The organism is Methylophaga sp. UBA678 (assembly GCF_002299105.1).
In the GTDB taxonomy this organism is placed as follows: Bacteria; Pseudomonadota; Gammaproteobacteria; order Nitrosococcales; family Methylophagaceae; genus Methylophaga; species Methylophaga marina.
The window spans coordinates 195,243-215,563 of the sequence record NZ_DBNG01000006.1 but is presented as its reverse complement, the minus strand read 5'-3'; the positions used below and the strand labels follow the sequence as shown (position 1 = coordinate 215,563).

Genomic DNA, 20,321 nt, shown 5'->3' with positions numbered 1-20,321 from the left:
GGAGGCAAAATCCCTAGGACCCCTAATACAAATTTTGGTGATTGGCGTGATCATTTATCCCATCTTTTATATATGGGAGACGGAGCATATTGATAATTTCTGTCGTGAAATCAAACCAGGCATGACAGATGTAAGACTGATGGAAGTTGCTGATGAATATCATCTCAAGCTGAGCGGTTTGGAAGAAGGATATGTAGAGGAAGGGCATTGGTTGGCCGAAGTTAGAGCCAAGTCGACCTTTTCTGATTACCGTTGTGCGATTAGCGGTATAGCCAATAAAGTCGCTAATGCCAGAATCATCGATGAAGAATAGACACCTTATCAAAGAGATAAGGTGTCTATTAGTGTTTTATGCACCAACGTAGTTAATCAGAATACCAGCAGCCACGGCTGAGCCGATGACACCGGCAACGTTCGGTCCCATTGCGTGCATTAACAAAAAGTTATGCGGATCAGATTCCAAGCCAAGCTTATTCGATACACGTGCTGCCATAGGTACAGCAGAAACACCCGCTGAACCAATCAGTGGGTTGATAGGTTCTTTAATCAGCTTGTTTAACACTTTTGCCATGATGACACCTGATGCCGTACCAATAGCAAACGCGCCCATGCCCAGAACCAAAATCCCTAGAGTTTGTAAATCCAGGAATTTATCAGCACTTAATTTCGAGCCTACAGCTAATCCTAAAAAGATGGTGACTGTATTAATCAGCGAGTTTTGAGTCGTATTACTTAAACGATCCACTACCGCACATTCTTTCATTAAGTTACCAAAACAGAACATGCCGAGTAATGGCGCTGCATCGGGTAGTAAAAAGGCGACAAGAATCAGTAATAACAATGGGAAGACGATTTTCTCACGTTGTGAAACGTGACGCTGTTGTACCATTTTTATTTTGCGTTCAGCCTCGGTAGTCAGCGCACGCATGATGGGGGGTTGAATTAATGGCACTAATGCCATGTATGAATATGACGCTACGGCAATAGCACCCAATAAGTCTGGGGCAAGCTTACTCGCCACATAAATAGACGTCGGTCCATCTGCACCACCAATGATACCAATCGCTGCTGCGTCAGCCAGACTAAAGTCAAAAATACCAAAATGAGCTAAAACTACAGCGCCCATCAATGTCGCAAAAATACCAAACTGAGCGGCGGCCCCGAGAAACAGCGTTTTGGGGTTGGCAAGCAATGGACCAAAGTCCGTCATGGCACCGACACCCATAAATATAATTAGTGGGAAGGCACCACTTTCAATACCGACACTATAGAAAATATGCAAAATACCATTGGCTTCTGCCAAACCTGCACCTGGAATATTGGCTAACACACCACCAAAACCAATAGGTACCAGTAATAACGGCTCGAAGTTTTTCTTGATGGCCAAATACAGCAGCAACATACCAATAAGAATCATGACGCCTTGGCCTGGTGTCATTTGGTTAAAACCTGTTACTTGCCAGAGATGAAGTAGTTTATCCATGATATCCCCCAATTAAGCGATAGTGGCCAGCTGATCACCGACTTTGACGGAATCACCTTGTTTAACAAAAATGGACGATACCGTCCCGGACTTGGAAGCCACAATTTGTGTTTCCATTTTCATCGCTTCGAGAATTAATAGGGTGTCACCTTCGTTGACTTGTTGACCTACGCTGACTTCGATTTTCCAGATATTGCCTGACAGCGGCGCTTCAACGGGATCACCTTCGCCTGCGGGTGTGCTCTGAGTCGGTGCAGGTGATGAGGATTCAACATGACTGATATCACCCCCTTCATTCACCTGAACGACGTAGCTTTGGCCATTGACTTTAATGGTATAAGTTTCTTGTTCCTGACTTGCAGAACGGTTGGCTGATGGTGTGTTATCGATAACAGGAACAGGTTCAAATGCGTCTGGGTTGTGACGGTTTTTAAGAAATTTAAGACCAATTTGTGGAAACAGGGCATACGTTAAAACATCATCGACTTGGTGTTCGCCTTCTGCCAGGTCAATTTGTTCTTCATCGGCGACAGCAAGGAGTTCGGTGGTGAGTTTTTCCATCTCTGCTTCAATGAGATCAGCAGGACGACAACTGATAGGCTCGGCGCCTTCCAGAACGCGATCTTGCAGCTCCTTATTGAATGCCGCTGGCGCTGCACCATATTCACCTTTCAAAATGCCGGCGGTTTCTGCTGCAATTGTCTTATAACGTTCGCCAGTCAGCACATTGATAACGGCCTGTGTACCGACAATTTGTGAGGTAGGCGTAACTAGAGGAATAAAGCCTAAGTCTTCACGAACACGTGGAATTTCTTTTAAAACTGCATCCATTTTATCTAACGCATTTTGCTCACGCAGCTGACTTTCCATATTTGTCAACATACCGCCTGGCACCTGAGCGACCAAAATACGTGAGTCTACACCACGTAATGAGCCTTCAAATTGAGCGTATTTTTTTCTCACATCACGGAAGTAGGCGGCAACTTCTTCAAGGAGTTCGATATTAAGACCCGTATCGCGATCCGTATCCTCAAAAATCGACACCACAGATTCCGTTGCCGAGTGACCGTAGGTCATCGACATCGATGAAATGGCCGAATCAACATTATCGATACCGGCTTCCACACACTTCATAATAGTGGCAGTTGATAAGCCAGTGGTGGCATGCGATTGCATGTGAATTGGGATATCAATAGTTTGCTTAAGGCTTTGAACTAATTCATAAGCTACATAAGGCTTAAGCAAACCAGCCATATCTTTAATACATAAAGAGTGGGCACCCATGTCTTCAATACGCTTAGCCATATCCAACCACAAATTCAGATCATGAACAGGACTGATTGTGTAAGCGATAGTGCCTTGAGCGTGGCGGTCGTTTTCCAGCACGGCTTTGATGGCTGTTTCCAGATTACGCGGATCGTTCATAGCATCAAACACACGGAAGACATCAACACCATTGATCGCGGCTCTTTCGACAAACTTTCTGACGACATCATCTGCATAGTGACGATAGCCTAATAAATTCTGACCACGTAGCAGCATTTGCTGACGAGTATTAGGCATGGCTTCTTTCAGTGAACGAATGCGATGCCAAGGATCTTCACCAAGATAACGAATGCAGGCATCAAATGTGGCACCACCCCAGCTTTCTACTGACCAGAAGCCGATTTGGTCAAGCTTATCAGCGATGGGTAACATATCATCGAGTCTAAGACGTGTTGCAAAGAGTGATTGGTGGGCATCACGTAAAACGACATCTGTGATGCCTAGAGGTTTTTTTACTTCGGTCATATTCATGGCCTTTTAATTGGTTCGAAATAGCCTAAATCTGGAGTTATTTGTGGCGTGAACGAAATTTGTGTACTGCCGCTGAGAGCACAGTAATGAGGTTTTTGTCATCATTAGCATGTTGGGATTGATTCATCGCCGGACTGATGACGGCCGTAGGTGAGGAAATACCTTCTTCGGGTAAGACACCTACATTTTTTTCGTAACTGGTGATAATGCGTGACATGATGGTGGTGGCAAACACCAGCAAAGTCAGAAATATAAAGACGAAGCTCATGCCGATAAGCATCAGGTTTAAACCTTCTGTCATTAAGTTTGATGTTGTCATTATTATGGTCTCTCTCCATTGGTTTTCTTAGGTCATTAAATCAATGACTTACAAAAAAGCAGCCGGCAATTATACCATTGTTGAACCTCGAACGAATCACTGAGCCGGAACTCCTTATTTTTAAAAGAGTAATAGTAAAAAATACGATTCTGTTGTAACCGCAATCGATTCAGAATGCGTATGATATTTTCCTATCTGACAAAACCCTGCCAAACTAACTGTAAACGATAGCAAGCTACAAAAGGACACGTATGACACCTGATGAGTCTGACTTCTGGTTTTTGCCACTGGGAGGAACCGGCGAAATAGGCATGAACCTGAATCTTTATGGCCATGATGGCCGTTGGTTAATGGTGGACTGTGGGGTGACGTTTGAGGCAAAAACAGATATTGACGGTGAACCAGTAGAGGGTGCTCAAGCCCATGTGCAGATGGCTGATCCACAGTTTATTGTCGATCGGAAAGAACAACTGGATGCTCTGGTCATCACCCATGCTCATGAAGACCACATCGGTGCTGTTCCTTATTTGTGGGAACGATTTCGTTGTCCTATCTACACCACAGCTTATACGGCAGAAATTCTGCGCAGAAAACTGGCTGAAGCCGGGTTAATCAAAAAAGTGAAAGTCCATGTGGTTGAGGCACATGCATCAAGACAAATAGGGGTCTTTAATGTGCAGTGGATCCAGCTAACACATTCCATTCCTGATCCGTTTGCTTTATTGATCACCACACCTGTTGGTAAAGCGTTTCATACCGCTGACTGGAAGCTTGATTCCGCACCGGTGGTGGGCGAACCCTATAAAGAAGAAGATTATGCGCGGCTGGGTGAGCTGGAAGTTGATGCGATGGTGTGTGACTCAACTAATGCCAATGTACCAGGGTGGTCGACATCTGAAGCAACGTTATACAAAGGCCTGAAACATCATGTCGAACAGGCAAAAGGGAGGGTTGTAATCACCTGCTTTGGCAGTAATATTGCGCGTTTACGTACGGTGGCGGATATAGCCAAAGAAACGGGCAGACATCTCGGCTTATTAGGTCGCTCGTTATTAAACACGTATTCTGCTGCCAAACGTGTGGGTCTATGGAATGGCATTGAAACCTTTGTCGACCCGCATCATTTAGGTTTTCTGCCGCGAGATACCGTTCTATTAGTTGCAACGGGAAGTCAGGGTGAACCTAGAACGGCGCTAAACCGACTCAGTCAGAACAGTTTCCGTGATATTGAATTAGAAGCTGGGGATACGGTTATTTTCAGTTCCAAAGTGATTCCTGGTAATGAATTACCAATTGAAGCTTTAATTGAACGTCTCAAAGCCATGCAGGTGGATGTGATTACAGTGGATAACAGCCGACTGGAAATTCATGCTTCAGGTCATCCTGCTATGGAAGAATTGAAAGCCATGTATCGCTGGGTTAAACCTGCTTGTGCTATTCCTGTTCATGGTGAGTTTCAACACCTTAGAGCGAATGCCAGGCTGGCAAAGTCAGTTGGAGTGCCCGAGCAGCTTGAAGGGAAAAATGGTGATTTATATTATATTGCCCCTGTCAAAGGAATACGACGCGGAGCGGTAAAAACAGGCCGTTTGGGGCTTGTTCAGGATAAACTGAAAAAATTGTTTTAAAAATGCATTAAGGATTAAACGGTTTTGAGATGATCGAAGAAATCAGACGATTTATTCGTCACCCCAGTAGCGTACCGATTCAGGTTAAACGCGGCGACGAGAAAAAACAGGTGCCATTGAAAGATGTCAGCAAGGGTGGCCTATGTTTTCGTTCACAAGTGTCGCTAGCTACAGGCAATGTCGTTGAAGTAAATATTCTTACCCCAAAACCCACTTTTACTGCAAAAGGCATAGTGACTTGGTGTAAGCCGGAAGGAGATGAGTACCTAGTAGGTATTTCATTTCAGAATAAAGCCGTCCGGTATGCACTCAGGATGGTCGAACAAATTTGTTATATCGAAGATTATAAAAAACGCATTAAAGTTAAAACAGGGCGTCAACTGACAAGTGATGAGGCGGCACAGGAATGGATTCAAAAATATGCAGCGGATTTTCCACCTATAACTGATTAGTGCGGCTAGGCTTTTGCTTCAAACCTGTGTGCTCTACGGTCTGAAGAAACACGACGTTCTATAAATGGTTTTTGATTACGCTTTCTACGGTCATAACGTTGGCGACGATCCGTATCTTTGGCGAGTTTCGTTTCCTGTGTGGCAGGACGAGCGGGTTCAACCTGGGATGGTGGACTGATAGTGATCATCGCATTGTGATAAAGCTTAGGTATCTCGTTCATGGTGTTGATAAGTCAATTTATATACTTAATTATCGGAATAGTTTGAAAAAGCTTTAGATATTATTTGCCATCAGTAAAGTGCATATTGAATTGTCCATCACTGATTCGCTGTTTATTCTCAACAGGGTATTGGTAAAGATAGGTCCAAGCCGTTGATATTTTGAGCGTGCTATTTAACGGCTGAATGTGTACCCGTTGACGTTGATATTCATGTGGTTCAGGAAAAGCTGAAGAACATTCTTCATAATCATCGAGCTGATTCAGTAGCCAGCCAGCCGAAGACAATTGATATAAATCACCGTATACGATGTCGTGTTCATTATTAGATAAAATGGCACCAGGATAATAGTCAATGAGATAGAGTTGTGCTTGCAAGGTGGCACGACAGATGAACTCGCTGTGTTCTGCAAGTAACTTTGCCATGGGATGATGTGTATCTTTCATCAATGTGCCGTATACGAATAACAGTTCACTTTGTTCGGTCATTACTTTAAAAATACTCTTTATTTATATGAAAAATATAACAAATAGGTGTTAAGTTGAGCAGTCAGTTAAAGGTCGGTCTTGCTTTGGGTAGCGGCGCTGCACGTGGTTGGGCGCATATTGGTATTATCAAACAACTAGACAAACTTGGCATCACTCCAGACATTGTAACGGGTACGTCAATAGGCGCTTTGGTTGGGGCTGCTTATGTCGCTAACAATCTCGACAAACTGAATGACTGGGTGTTGCAATTGGATAAATTAAAAACGGCTCAATACTTTGCCATTAACCGGTCTCTGCAAGGTTTTGTAAACAAAAACCGTCTGCGTACATTTCTTAATGAATATGTGGTGGAACAGGAGCTTGAGATAGATAATATGCAGAGCCGTTTTGCTACGGTTGCAACAGATTTGTATAGTGGCCGCGAAATATGGAATACACGTGGCAATATGATGGATGCAGTATGGTCTTCCATGTCTTTACCTGGCTTGTTTCCGGCAATAAAGCATAATAATCGATGGTTGATTGATGGAGGGCTCGTTAATCCTGTGCCGGTGTCTTTATGCCGAGCCATGGGCGCGGATGTGGTGATTGCTGTGAACCTCAATAGTGGCATTGTGGGCAAACATTTCAGAACAGATATTGATGAAGTCGAGCCATCAATAGCATCAGAACCACCAAAGACTTGGACTGGAAAAGTCAGTCATATGGTGACGGACTACACTAATAATTTATTTCCTAAACGTCGCGAACAAAAAGAAGAAGCGCCTGCTTTATTAGATGCCATTGCCGCATCGATTAATATCACACAGGACAGAATTACCCGCAGCCGAATGGCCGGTGATCCACCCGAAATTATTTTAAATCCTCGCCTTTCTCATATCGGTATTCTGGAGTTTTATCGTGCAGATGAAGCCATCAAAGAAGGGATCGCCTGTGTTAAGCGTCAGCAAACCGAGCTGAGTTATTATCTCTCAATGGATAAGTAATTACAGACACGGACTATCCCAGTCTTTTAGCTGGCTAAAATATTCTTGTAAAAAATCAATCAGAATCCTGACGCGGTGTGATAAAAAACGTGTCTGTGGGTAGATGGCATAAATACCAATATCTTTCTGAACAAGTGCCTTATCGAGAACAGTGATCAACTTGCCCGATTTGAGTGCAGAAAATGCAATAAAATCAGGGCTCAAAATTAACCCTTTACCGTCTATACAGACATCCCGTAGATATTCGCCATTATTTGAAGACAGCACTGTAGGCAAGTTAACAGACATCACCTCACCTTGATGGTCCAGTAATGACCAACTGCTACTGACATGTGAATATTGTAGCTTCACGTGCCCGTACAACAAGTCTTCAGTTTGTTCAGGTAAGCCATTTTGAGCAAAGTAATCAGGACTGCCGCAGATATAAAGGCGGGTAGAGGCCAGTTTACGGGCGATCATACTTGAGTCAGTGAGATTAGATATGCGTATGGCCAAATCTAAACCTTCGGCAACTAAATCCTGATGTCTGTCACTGAAATCAATATCAAAAATGATGTCTGGATGCATTTGATTAAACTCGCGTAAAGCTGGACTCAAGTGCAGCAAACCAAAGCTAATGGGGGCAGACAATCTGATACGACCAGATAATGAGGTTTGCTCACTACCTAACGCATGCTCAACCTCATAAATATCATCGAGAATACGAACACAGTGTTGATAATAACTTCGACCGGCATCAGTGAGCGTTTGTTTACGTGTTGTTCTTTTGAGCAAGCTGATACCCAGTCGTCTTTCTAAATCGGTTAACCGTTTGCTGATAGCCGATTTCACCGTATTCATTTGCTCAGCTGCTTTCGTAATACTGCCAGCTTCCACTACCCGCACAAAACACTGCATTTCTTCTAACTGACTCATCTCTATTGTTCTCTATTTGGTAACAATAAGTTCATTAATACACTGTTTTATAAAAATATGGAAACGATAAACTGTGAACCATCTTAACAACACAACAAAAAGGAAAAATGACATGAATGCAGTCACAGGATTATCAACAGTCACAGGTCGGTTTTTATTGAGCTTAATGTTCATATCAGCCGGCATTGGAAAACTTGGTGCAGGTTATGAAGCGACACAAGGCTATATGAGCATGATGGGCGTCCCTACATCACTGCTGCCAGTGGTGATTGCCACTGAAATTCTTGGTGGCTTAGCTATCTTAGTTGGTTTTAAAACACGTATTGCTGCGTTTTTGCTAGCAGGTTTCACGCTGATAGCGGCAGCTATTTTCCATAATAATTTTGCTGATCAAATGCAGAGTATTTTGTTTATGAAAGATTTAGCCATTGCCGGTGGTTTGTTGTTACTGGTGGCTAATGGTGCGGGTAATTTGGCTATCGACAATATTAAATAATGTTATCGAAAACAGGAGAATAAACATGAATAACACCATTTTACATATCAATAGTAGTGAACGTATTCAGGACTCTGTGACACGCCAAGTCTCTGCTGAACTCGTCTCGCAATTACAAAAGCAGTCTGGGCTAGCTATCAAATCTCGTGATCTAGTGAAGGGTATTCCATTTATTAATGAAGATTGGATTCATGCCAATTTTACCGACCCCGAGCAACGTACTGAGCAAAACAAACAAGCGTTAAAAATTTCTGATCAATTAGTAGAAGAATTGCAGGCTGCCGAGATTCTGGTGATTGCATCGCCCATCTACAATTTTAGTGTGCCAGCCGTATTAAAAGCCTGGATTGACCAAGTGGCCAGAGCAAGAGTGACATTTCGTTACACTGAAAATGGTCCGGAAGGTTTGCTAAAAGCGAAAAAAGCGTATTTAGTCATGGCTTCAGGTGGTGTGCCTTTGGGGAGCGAAGTGGATTACGCTTCTACTTACCTGAAGCAGGTCATGAATTTTCTGGGTATTCATGATGTCACTGTGGTAGATGCTGGCAGCCTGATTCAGGACACAGAAATATTGACTCAAAAAGTTGCTGATCTCGTCAGCTAATATTTATCAGGAGAATGTGATGACTCAGACAAGGGAATTAAGACAAATCATCAACGGAGACCGGGTCTCAGATGGTGCAGGAGTACAGCTCACTCGTATTATCGGCTCCCCACAGCTTAATATGCTTGACCCTTTTCTGATGTTCGATGCCTTTGGTTCCGATAAACCTCAGGACTATATTGCTGGCTTCCCGCCACACCCCCACCGTGGTTTTGAGACAGTGACCTACATGTTAGAAGGTCGTATGCGTCATGAAGACAGTGCGGGTAATGCCGGTGTCATTGAAACGGGGGGCGTGCAATGGATGACAGCAGGTAAAGGCATTATCCACTCCGAAATGCCAGAGCAGAAAGAAGGACGCTTAGCCGGATTCCAGTTGTGGGTGAACTTGCCTGCAACAGAAAAAATGAGTGAGCCCAGGTATCAGGAGTTTGATGCTGAACAGATTCCGGTCGCCAGATTCGATAATGGCACCGAAATCAAGGTCATTGCTGGTCAGACTGATAGTGGTGTGAATGGTGTGATTAATAACCCGTTTATTAATCCACTTTATCTGCATGTGTTTTTACCTGCAGATGTCACGTTTGAACAGACAGTGAAGGAAACAGACAACACGTTTCTGTATTTGATGAAAGGTCAATTACAGATCGGCGATAAACAGCGACCACTTAATGCTGGCCAACTCGCCGTATTGGAGACCGGATCAAAAGTCCGTGTCAACAGTGAACGTGATACGGAGTTTGTGCTCGTATCTGGACAGCCTTTGAAGGAACCTATCGCCAGAGGCGGTCCATTTGTGATGAACACGCGGGAACAGATTGAACAAGCCTTTGATGATTATCGTCATGGCCGTTTCACTTAAGTTTTGTTTATTTTGCTAAGAAAAAGCCACTGATTCGTCAGTGGCTTTTTTGTTTAAGTATTTTTTAAGTTGCAGGGATTAATCTTGGCCGAAATTAATTTGGTTGAGGTTTATCATGCGTCGTGCGATTTCTTCTCAGTATCTAGTATTACTGTTCTCAGTGCTCTTGATGCTTGCTTATAACAATGGTTTATGGAATGGCATCATTCAGGCCAATCAATTAATCACCCAACATAATCTATTGTTTTTAGGCTCATGCGCCATCTTTATGACGGCGTTGTTTAATCTGATATTTAATTTAGTGTCATCCCGATACCTGATAAAACCGATATTGATTTTCATTGTGTTGTGTTCTGCCGCCGCCAGCTATTTTATGGATAGCTACGGTGTGCATATCGATAGCTCGATGATTCAAAACGTGCTAGAAACCGATACAGCAGAAACAAAGGAATTATTGAGTAAAGATTTTATTATTCATTTCTTGCTATGGGGTGTTTTGCCAGCATTTTTGATAGCTAAAGTACGGATTGCTCACGTCCGCTGGACCAAACAGGTATTGATGAGCTCGTTTTCTATCACCATGAGTATTTTAGCCATGGGGTTGGTGGCTGCTTTTTTTTATCAGGACTACGCTTCAACATTCCGAAATCACCGGGATTTACGTTATTTAATCAATCCCACAAGCTATATCTATGCGGTCACTAAAATTGCCAAACAGCAATTTGCAGAGGCGGATAAACCATTAATCCCTATTTCACAAAATGCCGCACTTGGCAGCTTAGCGCATGAGAAAAAGCGTCGTACAGTGACCGTGATGGTCGTCGGTGAAACGGCGAGAGCAGAATCATTTCACCTGAATGGTTATGAACGTGAGACAACACCAGAGTTAGAGAAAACGAATAGTCTGTATTTTAATAATGCCTCGTCTTGTGGCACAGCGACGGCGACTTCAGTGCCATGTATGTTCTCACCATTTTCTCGTGATGATTATGATGATGAAAAAGGCCATGGTTATGAAAGTGTGCTGGATGCTATTTCTGCTGCCGGTATGAAGGTCAGCTGGCTGGATAATAACAGCGGCTGTAAAGGCGTGTGTGATCGTGTAGAACACCAGAAAGTGACTGACGTTAATCTGACAGATTTATGTCCTGATGGTGAATGCTATGACGAAGTATTATTGACTAATCTAAAAGCCTTGGTGGCTAAGTCAGATGATGACCAGTTGATTGTTTTACATCAGAAGGGTAGTCACGGACCTGCTTATTTCAAACGTGTGCCGTCTGCATTTGAGAAATTTAAACCAATCTGCAAAACCGCTGAACTACAGAAATGTTCAAATGAAGAACTAAGAAATGCCTATGACAACACGATTTTATACACTGATCATGTGTTAGCTCAATTGATTCAGTATCTGGATGATTTATCTTCACAATCCACTGATACTGCTATGATTTATGTCTCAGACCATGGCGAGTCTTTAGGTGAACATAATCTGTATTTACACGGTACACCTTATTTCGCTGCACCCAGCCAGCAAACCCATGTACCTATGGTGGTGTGGTTGTCAGAAAACTATAAACGAGACTATCACATCGACCCAGTATGTATGAAAAATGAAACCGGCAAAGCGGTCAGCCACGACAATATTTTCCATTCATTATTAGGGATGAACAATGTCTTACTGCCAGGTAAATACGATCTAGATTTAGATATCTTTGCCAGCTGTCAGCATAGCTAAATCTATGCTGCATCATTTAGTACGTTTATGGGGGCTGTATTTTGTTCTGATGAGCATGATTGCCATCACAGAACTGGATAAATTAGTTGCCACCATCTGGTATCAGCTTGAAGGTGGTCAATGGCAATTGAAGCATTTTTGGCTGACGCAAACGTGGTTACATGATGGTGGTCATGACCTGGCCGTCATTTTGTTCATTGCTGTATTACTAAGTTATGGGATGAGTGTTGGGAACCGTTATTTTTCACGCTATCGTCATGCTTTAGCGTATCTCAGTATCAGTATTCCTGTATCGACACTCATGGTAAGTGCTATAAAAAGGCTGACTCAGGTGGATTGTCCCTGGTCTGTAGTGGAATTTGGTGGCGAACGACCCTATCAGTTTTGGTTGCATAGTATATGGTCGCCACTGCAAGGTGCAGATCATTGCTTTCCTGCTGGGCATGCCAGTTCGGCCTATATGTTTTTTGGCTTGTATTTTGTCAGCACGCAGCTTTTTCCTCAGCATGCTAAAAAAGTGTTGTATGGCGTCATCTCTTTTGGCGTTATCTTCGGTATCGCCCAACAATTACGTGGCGCCCATTACATCAGTCATGACATCACCTCGGCATTTATCTGCTGGACAGTATCCTGCTTGTTATGGAAGTTCTGGCCTGTTAAGGAACTGAAACCAGGTCATTTTGATCAATAGATTGATCTCTGTCATTTCAGTTATTTCGCTATTGTGTATTATTGGGGTAATGTTTACGCCAATCCTTCTTCAATAACAAAGACAACACATGCTGCGACTACGAAATTTGATTTTATTACTGATAGTGGTTGCCGTCGCTGCGGCCAGCTATTACTGGAAGTCTGAACAAGAGTTGAGTTTACCTACTGGCTTTGCTGCTGGAAATAGCCGAATTGAAGCGACCGAAGTTGATGTGGCGACAAAAACGGCGGGGAAAGTTGAGCATATTCAGGTGAATGAAGGTGACTGGGTAAAGCAAGGTCAGGTGCTAGCCGTCATGGATACCGAGCAAGCTGAGGCGAATCTGGCAGTCGCTAATGCGAATCTGAATAAAGCGAATGAATCTAAAAAATACGCACAGGCTATTCTGGCACAGCGGCGCAGTGAAGTGACCCTGGCAAAAAAAGAGCTTGAACGGACTCAGGTTTTGGTCAAAAAAGGTCACCTGAGTCAGGAAGTGATGGATCAGAAAGAAACACAAAAAGCGACGGCTCAAGCCGCCATGCAAGCTGCATCGGTACAAGTTGCCGAAGCTCAAGCAGCAATTGAAGCAGCTAAGGCCGAGGTGACAAAAGCACAAGTAGTGATTGCTGACAGCCAACTCACCACACCTCGTAACGGTCGAGTGCTTTATCGCTTGGCTGAACCGGGTGAAGTTCTGCCTGCTGGTGGTAAAGTCATTACGCTGATTGATGTCAGTGATGTTTATATGTATCTGTTTTTACCCACAGACCAAGCAGGACAAACCCGTGTAGGGGCAGAAGTCAGAATTGTCCTGGATGCTTATCCCAATGTATCTATTCCGGCTCATGTGTCTTTTGTCGCACCACAAGCGCAGTTTACCCCCAAGTCTGTTGAGACAGAGGAAGAACGTGAAAAGCTGATGTTTCGGGTGAAAGTCAAAATTGAAGAAGACATTCTAAGGAAATATGCAGAGCAGGTGAAAACCGGCGTTCCCGGTGTGGCGTATGTCAAGCTGGATGACAATGCACAGTGGCCAGAAAAAGTGCCACCTCTCGCCACTTACTAACACCTTATGTCAGCCGATATAGTCGTTAGTCTTGATAATGTCAGTCATCGATATGGTGAGACACAGGCATTGGCATCGATGTCAGTTGATATCCCAGCTGGTCAACGCGTTGGGTTTATTGGGCCTGATGGTGTTGGCAAGTCCACATTACTAGGACTTATTGCGGGAGTAAAAAAGATACAAAGCGGGCAATGTCAGGTCTTAGCTGCTGATATGGCTGATAATCGCGAGCGTCATGCTATTTGCTCAAGAATCGCTTACATGCCACAAGGTCTGGGTAAAAATCTTTATATGACCTTGTCTGTGCATGAAAATCTGATTTTCTTTGCTCGTCTGTTTAATTTAGCCCCTCATGAACGTGAGGCACGTATCACGCTTTTATTAAAAAGCACGGGATTGAATGAGTTTCGTGATCGACCTGCTGGTCAATTATCTGGCGGCATGAAACAGAAACTGGGTTTATGTTGCGCGTTGATTCATAACCCGGATTTATTAATTCTGGATGAGCCTACCACGGGTGTTGATCCGCTATCTCGCCGTCAATTCTGGACATTGATTGATCGTATTCGTGCCCAGCGACCACAGATGAGTGTCTTGATCGCCACAGCTTATATGGATGAAGCGGCTAATTTTGATTTTTTGGTTGCGATGGATGAGGGGCAAGTACTCGGTACTGGCAGTCCTGCCGAACTTATCAAACACACCGGACAAAGTAATCTCGACGAGGCATTCATCGCTCTGTTACCTGAGAATAAGCGGCAGGGCCATAAAACAATCACTGTTCCGCCACGACAAGAGTCTGAGAAGATCGCGATTTCAGCCAAAGACTTATCAAAGACCTTTGGTGATTTTACGGCGGTTAATCAGGTCAGTTTTGAAATAGAGCGTGGTGAGATTTTCGGGTTCCTGGGTTCAAATGGTTGTGGTAAGACCACGACCATGAAAATGTTAACAGGCTTATTGCCGACCAGTTCTGGTGAAGCACGCTTGTTTGGTGAAGTTGTCGATGCTAAAGATATCGCTATACGCCAACGTGTTGGTTTTATGTCACAAGGCTTTTCTCTGTATGAAGAGCTGACGGTCATACAAAACCTGGTATTACATGCCAGGTTGTTTGATTTGGCAAAAGCTTACCAACAACAACGTATTGATAAGTTGCTGAACGATTTTGACCTTAAACGTTATCAGGCTCATGTCGCTAAGGATCTACCATTAGGCATCCGTCAACGTTTATCACTGGCCGTTGCGATCATTCATGAACCCGAAATTCTCATTCTCGATGAGCCCACATCTGGTGTTGATCCGATTGCACGTGATGAGTTTTGGCAGATATTGATTAGCTTGTCACGAGAGCAGGGTGTGACCATCTTTGTCTCAACTCATTTTATGAATGAAGCCCAGCGCTGTGACCGAATATCGCTCATGCATGCGGGAACGGTACTTGCCACGGATTCACCCGACGCACTGTGTAAGAGCAAGGGGGGCGATAATCTTGAAGATGCGTTTATTGCCTACTTGACAGAGCAGCAAGTTGAAGAGAGTGATGATAGCGAGTTGTTATCCGATAAAGCGATGTCTAGCCAACAAGATAAAATCCATCATGGTGGTTTTTCATTAACACGATTACTCGCCTATAGTCTGCGTGAGGCTTTAGAAATTACACGCGATCCGGTGCGTTTGGTCTTTGCTTTTTTAGGGACGGTGATTCTGCTTTTTGTGTTGGGATATGGAATCAGCCTTGATGTGGAAGATATTCCCTTTGCGGTGATGGATCGGGATCAGTCTCCTGAGAGCCGAGATTACATTCAAAGCCTGGCGGGCTCGCGCTATTTTGAAGAAAAAAAGCCACTCTATAGTGACACTGACATGGATGAACGCATGCGAAGTGGTGAACTGGGTGTGGCTATCGAAATACCGCCTGACTATGGCAAAGATATGCGTCATGGTAAGCAGCCCAGTGTGGGTGTTTGGGTTGATGGTTCGATGCCATATCGTGCTGAAACGATCAAAGGCTATATGCAGGGCTTTCATCTCAGCTATTTGTCAGAACTCAGTATCAGAGAGTCAGGTATTCAGGTAACCCCTAGCTATCAGTTAGTGTCGAGGTATCGCTACAACCCTCAGGTTGAGAGTCTGATTTCAATGGTGCCTGGTGTGATGCCCATTTTATTGTTGATGATTACCTCAATGCTCACCGCCTTGTCGATTGTCAGAGAAAAAGAATTGGGATCCATCACTAATTTCTACGCCACGCCGGTCAATAGACTTGAGTTTTTATTAGGTAAACAATTGCCATACATCATTATTGGCATGATGAACTTTCTGATGTTGATGTGGCTGGTCTATATGGTCTTTGATGTGCCCTTAACGGGTAGTTTTTGGGCCTTACTGGTGGGGACTTTTCTTTATATTATTGTGGCTACTTGCATGGGGCAGTTTATCTCTGCCTTTACCAAAACCCAGATAGCAGCCATCTTTCTGGCCATGATTAGCAGTATTGTGCCTTGTGTGAATTACGCAGGACTTATCAATCCGATTAACTCTCTTGAAGGCGCTGGCTATGTCATAGGGCATATGTATCCGGCCTCTTATTATTTGTTGATATGTCGTGGCGCGTTTACCAAAGGATTGGGTTTTGAGGAATTAACAGCTTTTTATTGGCCTATGATCATGGCTATTGTCGTCATCATGTGTCTGAGTTTTGTATTACTCAAGAAACAGGATCGCTGAATGAGTAGTATGAAAAATATTGTCAATCTTGGCGTAAAAGAGTTACGGACATTGGTGCAGGACCCCGTAATGGTGATGGTCATTTTGATCGCTTTTACATTGATGGTCTACTCAGCAGGCAAAAGCGTCTCAACAGAACTCCAGAACACACCCATTGCCATCGTAGATGAGGATCAATCACCGATATCTATCAATATTGCAGAGGCGTTCTATGAACCGCATTTTAAACCGGCAGAACAGATATCGCTCGCACAGATGAATCAATCTCTTGATACAGGAATGTATACCTTTGTATTAGATATTCCCCCTGATTTTCAAAAAGATTTATTAGCTGGTCGCCAGCCTGAAATTCAGCTGGCTATAGATGCCACCATGATGAGTCAGGCGTTTATTGGCGCTGGTTATATTAGTGAAATCATTGATAGAGAAGTGCAACATTTGCTGAAAACTTCTAACACAGCATCGTCAACAGCTGTGCAACAAATTATTCGCATGCGATTTAATCCCAATCTGAATAGTGCTTGGTTTAGTGGTGTGATGGAGCTGATCAATATGATCACTTTACTGTCAGTCATTCTGACAGGTGCTGCATTAATTCGTGAACGTGAACACGGCACGCTGGAGCATCTCTTAGTGATGCCCATTACACCTTTTCAAATTATGATCGCCAAGATTTGGTCGATGGGACTGGTGGTGCTAATCACCAGTACCTTTTCACTATATGTGGTTATTCAGGGCTGGCTGAATATGACTATTGCGGGTTCTATTGCGTTATTTCAGCTGGGCACTGCTTGCTTTTTATTCTCGACCACATCGTTAGGGATTTTATTAGGCACACTGGCTCGTAGTATGCCCCAGCTCGGTCTCTTATTGCTGTTATTGATATTGCCTTTACAAATGTTATCGGGCGGCATGACACCTTTTGATAGTATGCCCGACATTGTTCAACATATTATGCAGTTCGCTCCGACCTCACATTTTGTCAGTACCAGTCAGGCTGTGCTTTACCGGGGCGCTGATTTTGCCATTATCTGGCCGGATTTATTGGCTAACTTAATGATAGGTAGTGTCTTTTTTTTGATGGCACTGTTCTTATTCAGAAAAAGCCTGGCAACGGTATAAGCCCTGCTGTTAGTGACATGTAATGGACAAGTTTTTCAAGGTACTTCAGTATGTGTAGGTGTAGCGCATTGAGTTTGAGTCAAGGCCATAAAATTAAGTCTTAAAAAGATAAGGTTGTGAAGCTAAGTTGTTTTCTGTGGGGCGCAAATACTAACAGAACTCAGTAACAAGCCATAACCAAAGTAAGGAGGGGATAGACCATGAATTTAGAAGAGAAAATCTGCCAAAGCTGTACAGAAGACAATAATTTGGATTTTGACTTTACCATGGCCTTTCAACCTATCATTAATTGCAGCAATGAGACGATTTATGGGTATGAGGCTCTAGTCCGAGGTATCAATAACGAGTCGGCATATTCTGTAATCTCTCGAGTCAATGATAGTAATCGTTATCTTTTTGACCAGCTCTGCCGGGTGAAAGCTATCTCGCTGGCATCAAAATTAAATATTACTTCCATGCTGAGCATTAATTTTCTGCCCAACGCGGTTTATGTACCTGAACGGTGTATTCGCACCACCTTCGAAGCGGCAAAACAATATGATTTTCCCACAGAGAGAATCATGTTTGAGTTTACAGAAGTGGAAAAAATAGATGATACAGAACATGTCAAACGTATCGTTGATTATTATCAGTCGCTAGGGTTCAAGACTGCAGTGGATGATTTTGGTTCTGGCTACTCTGGTCTCAATCTGCTTGCTGACTTCCAAACAGATATCATTAAACTCGACATGGCGCTCATCAGAAATATTGATTCGAATAAGGTACGTCAAGCTATTATCAAGAACTGTATAACCATGTTCGATGAGTTGAATATTACAACCTTGGCGGAAGGCATTGAAACCTATGAAGAATATGCCTGGTTACGAGATGCCGGAATTGAACTCATGCAGGGATATTATTTTGCCAAACCTGGTTTTGAAAGCTTACCTGAAATAGATCATGGGCATTACCGACAGGCCAGCCAATGATTCATGAGCGGGCTGTATTCAACAACAGTATATGTTCGCTAAACACAGGCATGAACGATAGCTTACATAGAGTACGGTCTCACAAGCTCTCAACATAAAAAACGCATGATAATTAAGAGAACTCATTACGATGATTAACTGGTTAGCCAATCTTGGTGATGTCACCCATGCTGTACAGTTGGCATTGACACCAGCTTTCCTTCTTACCGGCATGGCCGGTATTCTCAATGTAATGGCGAACCGGCTCGCGCGTATCATAGACCGAGCAAGAGTGTTAACCGATAAAATGACCTCAGGGAAGGAACTGTCTGAGCCTTGTCGAGAAGAAATAGCCGTATTGGGTTTACGCCGAAGAGCCGCCAGTAATGCTATTACCATGTGTGTGTTGTCTGCTTTGTTAATCTGCTCCGTTGTCTCAGTGATGTTTTTAGAAGCCCTGCTTGATTTCAATTTACGTTGGATGATAGGCGCGTTATTTATGGGCTCGACGATGGCCTTGGTTATTGGTCTGGCTTTTTTTTTGCGAGAAGTGCATTTAGCCACACGCAATAGTTATAAGATGATTCCATCAATGCAAAATAAAAAGCATTGATAAAACTGGGGTACTAACTAAGGTGGATACAGACAAGCAAAGTCTACTCCTTATGGTTTCAACTCCATTCTAATTAACATTGATTTATTGATAAGACTTGGCATCACTATGGAACAGGACGCAGTGGGATTAACGGACACGATCAGCATATTGTCGGCACAGATGAGGGAACTATGGGAGGCCACGATAAGGGTGATGCCTTCTTTTATTATTGGTCTACTGGTCTTTCTTATCTTCTTTTTACTGGCAAAGCCATTTTCTGCTCTGCTGGTGCATCCCATTGCTTATATCAGTAGCAGTAATCTGGTTCAGAACGTGATCAGGCGCATTATCAGTCTATTTATTATCTTAGTCGGCTTGTATATCTTTCTGAATATTGTTGGCTTAACGCAGGCCGCACTCGCCATTGTCAGTGGTACTGGTTTGCTGGGTATTATCATTGGTTTTGCGTTCAGAGATATCGCCGAAAATTTCATTTCAAGTTTGCTGCTGAGTGTTCAACGACCCTTTTTAATTGGTGATGTCATCGAAGTACAAGGGTTGAAAGGCGTTGTAAATAAGGTGACGGCCCGTGGCACAACCTTGGTTGATTTCGATGGCAATCATATTCAAATACCCAATGCGACCATCTATAAAAATGTGATTAAAAACTTCTCGGCGAATCCCTGGGTAAGAGGCAGTTTTATTATAGGCATTGCCTATGATGCCAGCATCCAGCAATCCAGGCAGACCATTTTGTCGGTATTAAATGAACAAAATGAAGTGCTAAAAGATCCTGAACCACAGGTGCTGATTGACTCATTAGGCTCATCCACGATTAATATCGTGATTAATTTTTGGGTCGATGGCCACCAATATGCCTTAAATAAGGTGGCTTCAGTGCTGATGCACAAAACCGTACGAAAATTGGAAGCGGCAGGTATCAATATGCCGGATGATGCTAGAGAGGTCATCTTTCCTCAAGGATTGCCTGTTGTGCAAACGGGGCAGCCACAAGCAGTGATGTCAGAGCCGTCTAGTACAAAATCTCTACATACTGACAATGCTGATGTGAGTACACAAGAACTGGCCAGTGATACACAAGATATTATTGAGCAGGCAAAAAATGCACGTGATCCTGAGGAAGGAAAAAATATTATCTAAACAGAGTTATCTCTGAATT

At 43.4% G+C, this 20,321-nt stretch carries 21 protein-coding genes; 15 read left to right on the top strand and 6 right to left on the bottom strand.

The features are described from left to right. Positions 1–313 (top strand): hypothetical protein (locus B3014_RS02890; RefSeq protein WP_289286899.1); only part of this gene is annotated, 313 nt, incomplete at its 5' end. A 36-nt stretch (positions 314–349) separates the two neighbouring features. Here B3014_RS02890 and B3014_RS02885 read toward each other — a convergent pair. The 3 genes from B3014_RS02885 to B3014_RS02875 are packed head-to-tail and all read right to left on the bottom strand — an operon-like array spanning position 350 to position 3,599. After that, a complete protein-coding gene (locus B3014_RS02885) occupies positions 350–1,483 on the bottom strand; it encodes a sodium ion-translocating decarboxylase subunit beta (protein WP_289244398.1) in 1,134 nt (377 codons plus the stop codon). 12 nt (positions 1,484–1,495) lie between these two features. Continuing rightward, positions 1,496–3,274: a sodium-extruding oxaloacetate decarboxylase subunit alpha gene (gene oadA / locus B3014_RS02880; RefSeq protein ID WP_289244397.1), complete on the bottom strand. Its 1,779-nt coding sequence runs from the start codon at positions 3,272–3,274 to the stop codon at positions 1,496–1,498. Positions 3,275–3,317: 43 nt separating this feature from the next. After that, complete coding sequence (locus tag B3014_RS02875) at positions 3,318–3,599, bottom strand: OadG family protein (protein WP_286304488.1); 282 nt, start codon at positions 3,597–3,599, stop codon at positions 3,318–3,320. Between the two features lie 251 nt (positions 3,600–3,850). On the opposite strand from B3014_RS02875, the gene B3014_RS02870 reads away from it, so the two are divergent. Beyond that, entirely contained in the window at positions 3,851–5,227 is a 1,377-nt protein-coding gene (locus tag B3014_RS02870; protein ID WP_289244396.1) for a ribonuclease J, read from the top strand. Positions 5,228–5,256: 29 nt separating this feature from the next. Beyond that, complete coding sequence (locus tag B3014_RS02865; protein ID WP_289244395.1) at positions 5,257–5,679, top strand: PilZ domain-containing protein; 423 nt, start codon at positions 5,257–5,259, stop codon at positions 5,677–5,679. A gap of 5 nt (positions 5,680–5,684) precedes the next feature. On the opposite strand, the gene B3014_RS02860 is transcribed toward B3014_RS02865, so the two are convergent. Both B3014_RS02860 and B3014_RS02855 read right to left on the bottom strand, forming a co-directional pair. After that, entirely contained in the window at positions 5,685–5,900 is a 216-nt protein-coding gene (locus B3014_RS02860) for a hypothetical protein (RefSeq protein WP_289244394.1), read from the bottom strand. Positions 5,901–5,960: 60 nt separating this feature from the next. Continuing rightward, complete coding sequence (locus B3014_RS02855) at positions 5,961–6,386, bottom strand: gamma-glutamylcyclotransferase family protein (RefSeq protein ID WP_289244393.1); 426 nt, start codon at positions 6,384–6,386, stop codon at positions 5,961–5,963. A gap of 53 nt (positions 6,387–6,439) precedes the next feature. On the opposite strand from B3014_RS02855, the gene B3014_RS02850 reads away from it, so the two are divergent. Next, the gene (locus B3014_RS02850; protein WP_289244392.1) at positions 6,440–7,372 is read left to right on the top strand and encodes a patatin-like phospholipase family protein; all 933 of its coding nucleotides are present in this window, start codon (positions 6,440–6,442) and stop codon (positions 7,370–7,372) included. Here the strand turns inward: B3014_RS02850 and B3014_RS02845 are convergent, their stop codons facing one another. After that, on the bottom strand, positions 7,373–8,287 hold the full coding sequence (locus tag B3014_RS02845) for a LysR family transcriptional regulator (RefSeq protein WP_289244391.1): 915 nt from the start codon (positions 8,285–8,287) through the stop codon (positions 7,373–7,375). It abuts the gene before it with no gap. A gap of 112 nt (positions 8,288–8,399) precedes the next feature. On the opposite strand from B3014_RS02845, the gene B3014_RS02840 reads away from it, so the two are divergent. From B3014_RS02840 to B3014_RS02790, 11 genes are all read left to right on the top strand, one after another. Beyond that, a complete protein-coding gene (locus B3014_RS02840) occupies positions 8,400–8,783 on the top strand; it encodes a DoxX family protein (protein WP_289244390.1) in 384 nt (127 codons plus the stop codon). A 25-nt stretch (positions 8,784–8,808) separates the two neighbouring features. Beyond that, positions 8,809–9,387, top strand: coding sequence for an FMN-dependent NADH-azoreductase (locus B3014_RS02835; protein ID WP_289244389.1), 579 nt, complete (start codon positions 8,809–8,811; stop codon positions 9,385–9,387). A gap of 19 nt (positions 9,388–9,406) precedes the next feature. Then, the gene (locus B3014_RS02830) at positions 9,407–10,249 is read left to right on the top strand and encodes a pirin family protein (protein ID WP_289244388.1); all 843 of its coding nucleotides are present in this window, start codon (positions 9,407–9,409) and stop codon (positions 10,247–10,249) included. Between the two features lie 115 nt (positions 10,250–10,364). Beyond that, a complete protein-coding gene (locus B3014_RS02825) occupies positions 10,365–11,987 on the top strand; it encodes a phosphoethanolamine transferase (protein ID WP_289244387.1) in 1,623 nt (540 codons plus the stop codon). 4 nt (positions 11,988–11,991) lie between these two features. Continuing rightward, positions 11,992–12,678: a phosphatase PAP2 family protein gene (locus B3014_RS02820; RefSeq protein WP_289244386.1), complete on the top strand. Its 687-nt coding sequence runs from the start codon at positions 11,992–11,994 to the stop codon at positions 12,676–12,678. Between the two features lie 88 nt (positions 12,679–12,766). Next, positions 12,767–13,747: an HlyD family secretion protein gene (locus tag B3014_RS02815; protein WP_289244385.1), complete on the top strand. Its 981-nt coding sequence runs from the start codon at positions 12,767–12,769 to the stop codon at positions 13,745–13,747. Between the two features lie 6 nt (positions 13,748–13,753). Then, complete coding sequence (rbbA, locus tag B3014_RS02810) at positions 13,754–16,477, top strand: ribosome-associated ATPase/putative transporter RbbA (RefSeq protein ID WP_289244384.1); 2,724 nt, start codon at positions 13,754–13,756, stop codon at positions 16,475–16,477. Then, positions 16,478–17,599 carry an ABC transporter permease gene (locus tag B3014_RS02805; RefSeq protein ID WP_289244383.1) on the top strand — a complete coding sequence of 374 codons (1,122 nt, stop codon included), beginning with the start codon at positions 16,478–16,480 and terminating at the stop codon, positions 17,597–17,599. A 200-nt stretch (positions 17,600–17,799) separates the two neighbouring features. Beyond that, a complete protein-coding gene (locus B3014_RS02800; protein ID WP_289244382.1) occupies positions 17,800–18,567 on the top strand; it encodes an EAL domain-containing protein in 768 nt (255 codons plus the stop codon). Positions 18,568–18,697: 130 nt separating this feature from the next. Next, complete coding sequence (locus B3014_RS02795; protein ID WP_289244381.1) at positions 18,698–19,159, top strand: DUF2721 domain-containing protein; 462 nt, start codon at positions 18,698–18,700, stop codon at positions 19,157–19,159. A gap of 108 nt (positions 19,160–19,267) precedes the next feature. Then, positions 19,268–20,302, top strand: a complete 1,035-nt coding sequence (locus tag B3014_RS02790) for a mechanosensitive ion channel family protein (RefSeq protein WP_289244380.1) — start codon at positions 19,268–19,270, stop codon at positions 20,300–20,302. The last annotated feature ends 19 nt before the right edge of the window (positions 20,303–20,321 follow it).

Excerpts from the sequence above, each read along its gene's own strand:
- B3014_RS02885 (WP_289244398.1), bottom strand. The coding sequence starts at position 1,483 with ATGGATAAACTACTTCATCTCTGGCAAGTAACAGGTTTTAACCAAATG.
- oadA (WP_289244397.1), bottom strand. The coding sequence starts at position 3,274 with ATGACCGAAGTAAAAAAACCTCTAGGCATCACAGATGTCGTTTTACGT.
- B3014_RS02875 (WP_286304488.1), bottom strand. The coding sequence starts at position 3,599 with ATGACAACATCAAACTTAATGACAGAAGGTTTAAACCTGATGCTTATC.
- B3014_RS02870 (WP_289244396.1), top strand. The coding sequence starts at position 3,851 with ATGACACCTGATGAGTCTGACTTCTGGTTTTTGCCACTGGGAGGAACC.
- B3014_RS02865 (WP_289244395.1), top strand. The coding sequence starts at position 5,257 with ATGATCGAAGAAATCAGACGATTTATTCGTCACCCCAGTAGCGTACCG.
- B3014_RS02860 (WP_289244394.1), bottom strand. The coding sequence starts at position 5,900 with ATGAACGAGATACCTAAGCTTTATCACAATGCGATGATCACTATCAGT.
- B3014_RS02855 (WP_289244393.1), bottom strand. The coding sequence starts at position 6,386 with ATGACCGAACAAAGTGAACTGTTATTCGTATACGGCACATTGATGAAA.
- B3014_RS02845 (WP_289244391.1), bottom strand. The coding sequence starts at position 8,287 with ATGAGTCAGTTAGAAGAAATGCAGTGTTTTGTGCGGGTAGTGGAAGCT.
- B3014_RS02840 (WP_289244390.1), top strand. The coding sequence starts at position 8,400 with ATGAATGCAGTCACAGGATTATCAACAGTCACAGGTCGGTTTTTATTG.
- B3014_RS02835 (WP_289244389.1), top strand. The coding sequence starts at position 8,809 with ATGAATAACACCATTTTACATATCAATAGTAGTGAACGTATTCAGGAC.
- B3014_RS02830 (WP_289244388.1), top strand. The coding sequence starts at position 9,407 with ATGACTCAGACAAGGGAATTAAGACAAATCATCAACGGAGACCGGGTC.
- B3014_RS02825 (WP_289244387.1), top strand. The coding sequence starts at position 10,365 with ATGCGTCGTGCGATTTCTTCTCAGTATCTAGTATTACTGTTCTCAGTG.
- B3014_RS02820 (WP_289244386.1), top strand. The coding sequence starts at position 11,992 with ATGCTGCATCATTTAGTACGTTTATGGGGGCTGTATTTTGTTCTGATG.
- B3014_RS02815 (WP_289244385.1), top strand. The coding sequence starts at position 12,767 with ATGCTGCGACTACGAAATTTGATTTTATTACTGATAGTGGTTGCCGTC.
- rbbA (WP_289244384.1), top strand. The coding sequence starts at position 13,754 with ATGTCAGCCGATATAGTCGTTAGTCTTGATAATGTCAGTCATCGATAT.
- B3014_RS02805 (WP_289244383.1), top strand. The coding sequence starts at position 16,478 with ATGAGTAGTATGAAAAATATTGTCAATCTTGGCGTAAAAGAGTTACGG.
- B3014_RS02800 (WP_289244382.1), top strand. The coding sequence starts at position 17,800 with ATGAATTTAGAAGAGAAAATCTGCCAAAGCTGTACAGAAGACAATAAT.
- B3014_RS02795 (WP_289244381.1), top strand. The coding sequence starts at position 18,698 with ATGATTAACTGGTTAGCCAATCTTGGTGATGTCACCCATGCTGTACAG.
- B3014_RS02790 (WP_289244380.1), top strand. The coding sequence starts at position 19,268 with ATGGAACAGGACGCAGTGGGATTAACGGACACGATCAGCATATTGTCG.